Here is a 7,266-nt window from a genome sequence, read left to right as displayed (position 1 = left end):
CCACCCACCTATTTAAAGGAACCCCCATGTCCATGACACCTAGCAACGACACATCTGGCAAGCTGATTGACCAGGCCTCCCAGTCTGCGGATCACGCCATCCGCGCCACCCAGCAAGCCGCCAACCAGGCCGTTGACAGTGCGGGCAATGCACTGCAAGACCTGCGCAAACAGACCACACCGGTGCTCGAGCGCGCCAGCGAACAGGTGAGCGCGATGGCCCACCGTGGCCTGGACAGCGTGCGTGAAACCAGCCACCAGTTGCGTCTCAAGGCCGAACACGCCTCGGACAGCACCGTGGGCTATATCCGCCAGGAACCGGTCAAAGCGGTGCTGATTGCCGCAGCCACCGGTGCCGCCCTGATGGCGCTGGTGAGCCTGGTGGCCCGCTCGCGTCACCACGACTGAATAGACCGACAGCGCAACAACTGATGAGCCCGCTTCTGGCCCTGCTGGCCACCCGACCACAACTTCTGGTGGACCATGCGCAGGCATACGCTGCGCTGTTTTCCGAGGAGTTGGGCCTGGCCCGCGTCACTTGGCAGCGCCAGCTGCTGTTGTACGCTGCGGCCTTGTGTGCCCTGGGTGTGGCGGCGGTGCTGGCGGGTGTGGCCACCATGCTGTGGTTTGCCACAGCGGCGCCCACGCAAGCCCTGTGGGTGTTGCTGGTTGTGCCCGCCGTCCCCCTGCTGGTGGCGGTGGTCTGCCTGCTGCTGGCACGCCAACCAGCGCCATCCGCCGCCTTTGCCAACCTGGGCCGCCAGATCAACGAAGACGTGGCGATGTTGCGCGCAGCAGGTGAGCCATGAGCCTGCAAGCCAGCCCCTGCGAACGGCTAGCGGCCTCACGTGAACGTTTGCGCCTGGCTTTGCAACAAAACACCCATACCGCTGCCAGCGCCGGCAGCCAGCCTGAGAGCCTGCTCGGTGGCCTGCTGAGCCATTTGCAAACCGGCCCCGGTGCTGGACTGGTGCTCGATGTGTTGCAAGCCTGGTGGCAAAAACAACCGATGCGCGTGGCCTTGCTGCTGGCGCTGGAGACCACCAAGCTGCTGGTTCAGCCCATCGCCCAACGTCATCCGTACACGCTGGTGCTGGCCGCAGCGGCGGTGGGTGGCCTGACGGTGATGCTGCGGCCCTGGCGCTGGATTTCAACACCCGCCCTGCTTGCTGGTTTGATGCCACAGATCCTGTCCGAGGTCATGAAACACCTGTCACGCAAGCCGCCAGCCAGCGGCACAGCCCCCCCATAACCGGTCCATGCACCCAGAACCCACACCGCTGACACCTCGCGACAACAAGCGCGCCCTGCCCACTCTGCTGTTGCTGGTCTCAGCGGCGCTGATGCTCATCCTGCTGCCGTTTTATGGTGCCCTCATGTGGGGGGTGATCATTGCCTTGTTGTTCACCCCTTTGTTTGTCTGGCTGCTGCCCCGGGTGGGCCAACGGCCCAGCGTGGCGGCGCTGCTGACCATGCTGGTGGTACTGGTGATTGTGGTGCTGCCGCTGGCGCTGATTGCCGCGTCCTTGGTACAAGAGGCCGCGCTGGTGTACAGCCAGTTGCAAAGTGGTGAACTCGACCCGGCGCTCTACTTTCGCGGTCTGTTCAACGCCCTGCCCAACTGGGCCACCAGTGTGCTCGACCGTTTTGGACTGGTCAGCTTCAACACCCTGCAGCGCCGCCTCACCGCCACGCTGACGCAGGGAGCACAAGTCATCGCCACGCAGACCTTCAGCATCGGGCAAAACACCTTTGAGTTTGTGGCCAGTGTGTTCATCACCTTGTATCTGGCGTATTTCCTGATCCGCGACGGCCAGAGTGTGAGTGTGGCCCTGCGCCGCGCCCTGCCGCTGGCCCCAGAGCACAAAACGGTGCTGCTCGACACCTTCAGCACCGTGGTGCGCGCCACCGTCAAAGGCAACCTGCTGGTGGCAGCCATCCAGGGTGCGCTGGGTGGCCTGGGATTCTGGGCGCTGGGTGTCAGTGCTGCGGTGTTGTGGGCGGTGTTGATGGCTTTTTTGTCGCTGCTGCCATCGGTGGGTGCGGCCCTGGTCTGGGCGCCGGTGGCGGTCTATTTTTTGCTGGTGGGTGAACTCGGCAAAAGTGTGGCGCTTGTGGCCTATGGCATGCTGGTGATCGGCCTGGTGGACAACCTGCTGCGCCCGATGCTGGTGGGCAAAGACACCCGCTTGCCCGACTATGTGGTGATGATCACCACGCTGGGCGGCATGGCGGTTTTTGGCATCAACGGTTTTGTGCTCGGGCCGGTGATTGCCGCGATGGCCATGGCGACATGGCAGATCCACATCAGCAACCAGAACAGCACGTTGCCAGAAAGCTAAGACACAAATCCCCCGGCTGCGTGTCGTGGCGCACAGATCAGACCCCAGGTGAGTCTGACACTGGTTGACTATCAACAAGTTTGAAAGCAAGCTATGAAAACCGACAGCCAACTACAACATGACGTGATGGAGGAACTGGGCTGGGAGGCGTCTGTCAACGCGGCGCAAATTGGCGTCTCGGTGAAAGACGGCATTGCCAGCTTGTCGGGTGACGTTGGCAGTTTTGGCGAGAAATGGGATGCCGAGTCGGCTGCCCAGCGCGTAGGTGGCGTCAAAGGTTTGGCGGTAGACATTCGGGTCACTCTGCCCGGATCGGACAAGCGCAACGACGCCGACATAGCACAAGCAGTAGAAAACGTCCTGCAATGGACCAGTTTGTTGCCACTCGATAGCGTCAAGGTGCTGGTTGAGAACGGTTGGGTCACCCTGGCAGGTGAGGTCGACTGGGACTACCAGCGCCGTTCAGCCACCAGAGCGGTGCGCTACCTGATGGGGGTGACCGGTGTCAGCGACCAGATTGCCCTGAAACCAGCGGTGTCTCTGAGTGTGGTGAAGGACGATATTGAAGCCGCCTTACGTCGCCGCGCCAAGGACGATGCCAAAGACATCACGGTGCAGGTGAGCGGCACCGACGTCATCTTGAGTGGCACCAGCCACAGCTGGGCCGAAAGTGAACTGGCCCGCAACGCTGCCTGGAGTGCACCCGGTGTGCGCCAAGTGGTCAACAACATCACGGTGACGCATTGAATTGAACTGGTCAAAACCTGAGCCCGGACGCACCACGACCAGCGCAGGTAGGGGTACGTTCTTCAGCGTTGGGACCAGGAGCACAGTGACACCATGAAATACAAAGACTATTACGACACACTGGGGGTGCCGCGCGACGCCGATCTGGACCAGATCAAAAAGGCCTACCGCAAGCTGGCACGCACCCACCACCCCGACATGTCCAAGGCGCCAGACGCCGAGGCCCGCTTCAAAGAAGCCGCCGAAGCCTACGCCACGCTCAAAGACCCGACCAAACGCGCCGCCTATGACGAGCTGGGCCACCCGCAGCCGGGCGCCGAGTTTTCACCCCCGCCGCAATGGCAACACGATTTTTCAACCGGTGGCCAGTCGTTTGAAGACATCGACCTGGCCGACCTGCTGGCAGCCATGGGCCAGGGACGCCGGGGCGCGGGACGGACCACCATGCCGATGAAAGGCCGTGATTTCGAGACCAGCATCACGATCCCGCTGGCCGACGCACGCCAAGGCACCACCGTCAAACTCACTCTGAAAGACGGCGCAGGTGCGCGCGAACTGGAAGTCACCATTCCGCCCGGCGTGCGGCAAGACCAGAAACTGCGCCTGCGCGGCAAAGGTGGCCCGGGCCAGCATGGCGCACCCGATGGCGACATTTACCTGCACATCAGCCTGGCACCGCACCCCATTTTCCGGCCCGACGGGCTGGATCTGTACTTTGACCTGGCGCTGACTCCCTGGGAGGCCGCTTTGGGTGGCGGGGTGGAGGTACCCACGCTCGATGGCCCGGTGCTGCTGACCATTCCTGCGGGCACCCGTTCGGGACGCAAGCTGCGCCTGCGCGGGCGCGGTCTGCTGGCGGGCCAAAGCGACATTTACGCCCTGGTTCACATTGACGTGCCAGCCACCCTGAGCGCGGCAGAACGCGCGCTGTTCCTGGAGCTGGCGCGTATTTCACACTTCAATCCACGCGCCACCACGCCCAAGGAGAACCCGACATGACACAAGCAACAGCCCAGTGGCGCGCAGCCGACAGTCTGGAGACCATCAGCTTGGCCGAGTTGAGCCATTGCTGCGGCATGACCGAGGCCGAGCTGGATGAGTTGGTGGAGTACTGTGCGCTGCTGCCGGTCAGCCCTGCGACACCCGAGCGCGTTTTCAGCGCCCAGTGGGTGATGCCGCTGCGTCATGCCGCCAAGTTGCGGGTGGACTATGACCTGGACCTGTTCACTGTGGCCATTGTGCTGGACAAGCTGACGCGTATTGAAATACTGGAGCGTCAGGTGCATTCACTACAAGCCCAACTGCCTTCTCACCTGCGCTCCGACATGGGTTGTTGACCGGCACACCATGTCCAACCCGATCCCATGGCACCAGCGCGAAACCCAAGAACTCCTGACCGAACAATCGGTCGACCCGGCCCAGGGTCTGAGTCAGGATGAGGTCACCCATCGCTTAGAGCGCTTTGGTCCCAATGCGCTGCAGAGCCAAACCCGACGCGGGCCCTGGCGCTTGCTGCTGGCCCAGTTCACCGACTTCATGGTGCTGGTGCTGCTGGCGGCCGCCGTGGTGTCGGGCCTGATTGGGGACCTGATCGACACAGTGGCGATTCTGGTGATTGTGTTGCTCAACGCGGTGATCGGTTTTGTGCAAAGCTGGCGCGCCGACCGCGCCATGGCGGCGTTGCAGGTGCTGGCCACCGCCCAGGCTCAAGTGCTGCGTGACGGTCAGGTGCAAACGGTGCCCTCCCCGACCCTGGTGCCGGGCGACATCGTGCTGCTGGAGGCCGGCAACCAGGTCCCGGCCGACATGCGCCTGATCGACATCGCGCAACTGCAGGTAGATGAATCGGCGCTGACCGGCGAGTCCGTCACCGTGGCCAAACAGCCCCATGTGCTGCCGAGCGACAGCAGCAACGCACTGGGTGACCAGCTCAACATGGTGTTCAAAGGCACCACCGTCAGCCTGGGGCGGGCACGCGGGCTGGTGCTGGCCACCGGCATGGCCACCGAGCTGGGCAAGGTCGCGCAGTTGCTGGACCAGGACGACCGCAGCACCCCGCTGCAAAACCGGCTTGCAGCCTTTGGCAAGCGTCTAGCCCTCGTGGTAATTGGCATCTGCGTCATCATTTTTGTAGCAGGTGTGTGGCGCGGTGAAGCCCCGCTGCTGATGGCCCTGACCGCCATCAGCCTGGCGGTGGCCGCCATTCCCGAAGCCTTGCCCGCAGTGGTCACGGTGCTGCTGGCACTGGGGGCCAAACGCATGGTGGCGGTGCACGCCCTGGTGCGGCGTCTGCCGTCGGTGGAAACCTTGGGCTCGGTCACTACCATTTGTTCCGACAAAACCGGCACCCTGACCCAAAACAAGATGTTTGCCGAACAACTCTGGGTCCAGGGCGCCGCATGGTTGCCTGGCGCGCCTGACCCGACGCCGGAGGTTCTGGAAGCCTTGCGTGCCGCCGCCCTGTGCAACGATGCCCACCACAATCCCGGCGACAACAGCGCCGAGGCCTGGCAAGGCGACCCGACCGAAACCGCGCTGGTGCTGGTGGCACAAGGTGCTGGGCTGGACAAAACCCAGCTTGAGACCGACTTGCCACGTCTGCAGGAGCTGCCGTTTGACTCAGACCGCAAACGCATGACCACGCTGCACCGCAGCGGCGAGCGTTTTATCGGCTACACCAAAGGTGCACCCGAGTCGGTATTGGCCTGTTGTGATGCGCAGTGGGCTACGGATGGCGCCCAGCCGCTGGACCCCCAGGTCGTGATCGACCAGGCCAACACCCTGGCGGCACAAGGCCTGCGTGTGCTGGCCCTGGCGCGACGCGATTTTGCAACTCTGCCCGAGGGTGATGCCTTGGCTGGGGTCGAGAGCCAGCTACAGTTTCTCGGGCTCATTGCCCTGATTGACCCGCCCCGGGAAGAGGCCGCCGCCGCCGTGCGCGACTGCATCAGCGCGGGCATCACCCCAGTGATGATCACCGGCGACCACCCGGCCACCGCGCGGGCCATTGCCCAACGACTCGGCATCGTGCCGGACGATCAGGCCGAGATACTGACCGGGCAAGACCTGACCGATCTGGACGATGCCGCGCTCCTGAATCGTGTGGCCAAGGTGCGGGTCTACGCCCGGGTCGACCCGGCGCAAAAAATCCGCATTGTGGAAGCCTTACAAGCCAGCGGTCAGATCGTTTCCATGACCGGTGACGGTGTCAACGACGCCCCGGCCCTCAAACGCGCCGACATTGGTGTGGCCATGGGACAAGGCGGCACCGACGTGGCGCGTGAGGCGTCCAGCATGGTGCTGCTGGACGACAACTTCGCAACCATCGTGGCGGCTGTGCGTGAGGGGCGGCGCATTTTTGACAACATCCGCAAGTTCATCCGTTACGCCATGACCGGCAACTCGGGCGAAATCTGGACGCTGTTCCTGGCCCCGCTGCTGTTGCTGCCGATCCCGCTGCAGCCGATCCACATCCTGTGGGTGAATCTGGTGACCGACGGCCTGCCGGGCCTGGCGCTGGCGGCCGAACCGGCTGAGCGTGGTGTCATGCAGCGCCCACCGCGCGCGCCAGACGAAAGCCTGTTTGCCAACGGCATGTGGCAACACATCCTGGGTGTCGGGCTGCTGATTGCTGTCCTGTGTCTGGGTGTGCAGGCCTGGGCCTTGTCGACCGGCCACGCCCACTGGCAAACCATGGTGTTCACCGTGCTGACCCTGTCCCAGATGGTGCATGTGATGGCCATCCGCTCCGAGCGCGACGCGCTGTGGACACAAGGCCTGGGCAGCAACAAACCTTTGCTGGGTGCGGTGTTGCTAACCTTCTTGCTGCAAATGGCGACCATTTATGTGCCGGTGCTCAACCCGATCTTCAAAACCCAGCCCCTGAGCCTGATGGAGCTGGGCATCTGCCTGGGCGCGGCAGCGGTGGTAGGGGTGGTCGTGGAGATGGAGAAAGCCTGGCGCAGGCGGTCGGCCACACCTCTTGCCATAACCTGATCACGACGAGTCACTTTTATTTGAATAGCAGCCAGTCCTTATTGAATAAGGGATAGAGGCAAAAAAATGCTGAGACTACTCCGAATCAATGCTCTGCTGAAAGTGCACCCGCTCCTGCGGACCAAGCCGTACCGCTCAGCCGTTGGTGCTCCGCTTGAACCAGGGTCATCGGGCCGAGGCCA

General features: G+C 63.2%; 8 protein-coding genes. All 8 read left to right on the top strand.

Annotation, left to right across the window (positions count from 1 at the left end):
- Positions 1–26: 26 nt before the first annotated feature.
- The 8 genes from KKO72_RS11955 to KKO72_RS11920 all read left to right on the top strand — a co-directional run bounded on the left by KKO72_RS11955 (position 27) and on the right by KKO72_RS11920 (position 7,084).
- Complete coding sequence (locus KKO72_RS11955) at positions 27–407, top strand: hypothetical protein (RefSeq protein ID WP_214938527.1); 381 nt, start codon at positions 27–29, stop codon at positions 405–407.
- A gap of 23 nt (positions 408–430) precedes the next feature.
- Positions 431–808: a phage holin family protein gene (locus KKO72_RS11950; RefSeq protein ID WP_214938525.1), complete on the top strand. Its 378-nt coding sequence runs from the start codon at positions 431–433 to the stop codon at positions 806–808.
- Positions 805–1,251, top strand: coding sequence for a hypothetical protein (locus KKO72_RS11945; RefSeq protein WP_214938523.1), 447 nt, complete (start codon positions 805–807; stop codon positions 1,249–1,251). The genes KKO72_RS11950 and KKO72_RS11945 overlap by 4 nt, the downstream gene beginning before the upstream one ends.
- 7 nt (positions 1,252–1,258) lie before the next feature.
- Positions 1,259–2,341 carry an AI-2E family transporter gene (locus KKO72_RS11940; RefSeq protein WP_214938521.1) on the top strand — a complete coding sequence of 361 codons (1,083 nt, stop codon included), beginning with the start codon at positions 1,259–1,261 and terminating at the stop codon, positions 2,339–2,341.
- Between the two features lie 93 nt (positions 2,342–2,434).
- On the top strand, positions 2,435–3,088 hold the full coding sequence (locus tag KKO72_RS11935; RefSeq protein WP_214938519.1) for a BON domain-containing protein: 654 nt from the start codon (positions 2,435–2,437) through the stop codon (positions 3,086–3,088).
- Between the two features lie 93 nt (positions 3,089–3,181).
- On the top strand, positions 3,182–4,087 hold the full coding sequence (locus tag KKO72_RS11930; protein ID WP_214938517.1) for a DnaJ C-terminal domain-containing protein: 906 nt from the start codon (positions 3,182–3,184) through the stop codon (positions 4,085–4,087).
- Positions 4,084–4,425 (top strand): chaperone modulator CbpM, encoded by a 342-nt coding sequence (locus tag KKO72_RS11925; RefSeq protein ID WP_214938515.1) that lies wholly within the window; start codon positions 4,084–4,086, stop codon positions 4,423–4,425. The genes KKO72_RS11930 and KKO72_RS11925 overlap by 4 nt, the downstream gene beginning before the upstream one ends.
- 10 nt (positions 4,426–4,435) lie before the next feature.
- Positions 4,436–7,084, top strand: a complete 2,649-nt coding sequence (locus KKO72_RS11920) for a cation-translocating P-type ATPase (RefSeq protein WP_214938514.1) — start codon at positions 4,436–4,438, stop codon at positions 7,082–7,084.
- Positions 7,085–7,266: the final 182 nt, after the last annotated feature.

The sequence above is a fragment of the Rhodoferax sp. U11-2br genome (assembly GCF_018619435.1).
GTDB lineage: Bacteria > Pseudomonadota > Gammaproteobacteria > Burkholderiales > Burkholderiaceae_C > Rhodoferax.
The sequence above is the reverse complement of the archived record's forward strand: the minus strand, read 5'-3'. Positions and strand labels throughout refer to the sequence as shown.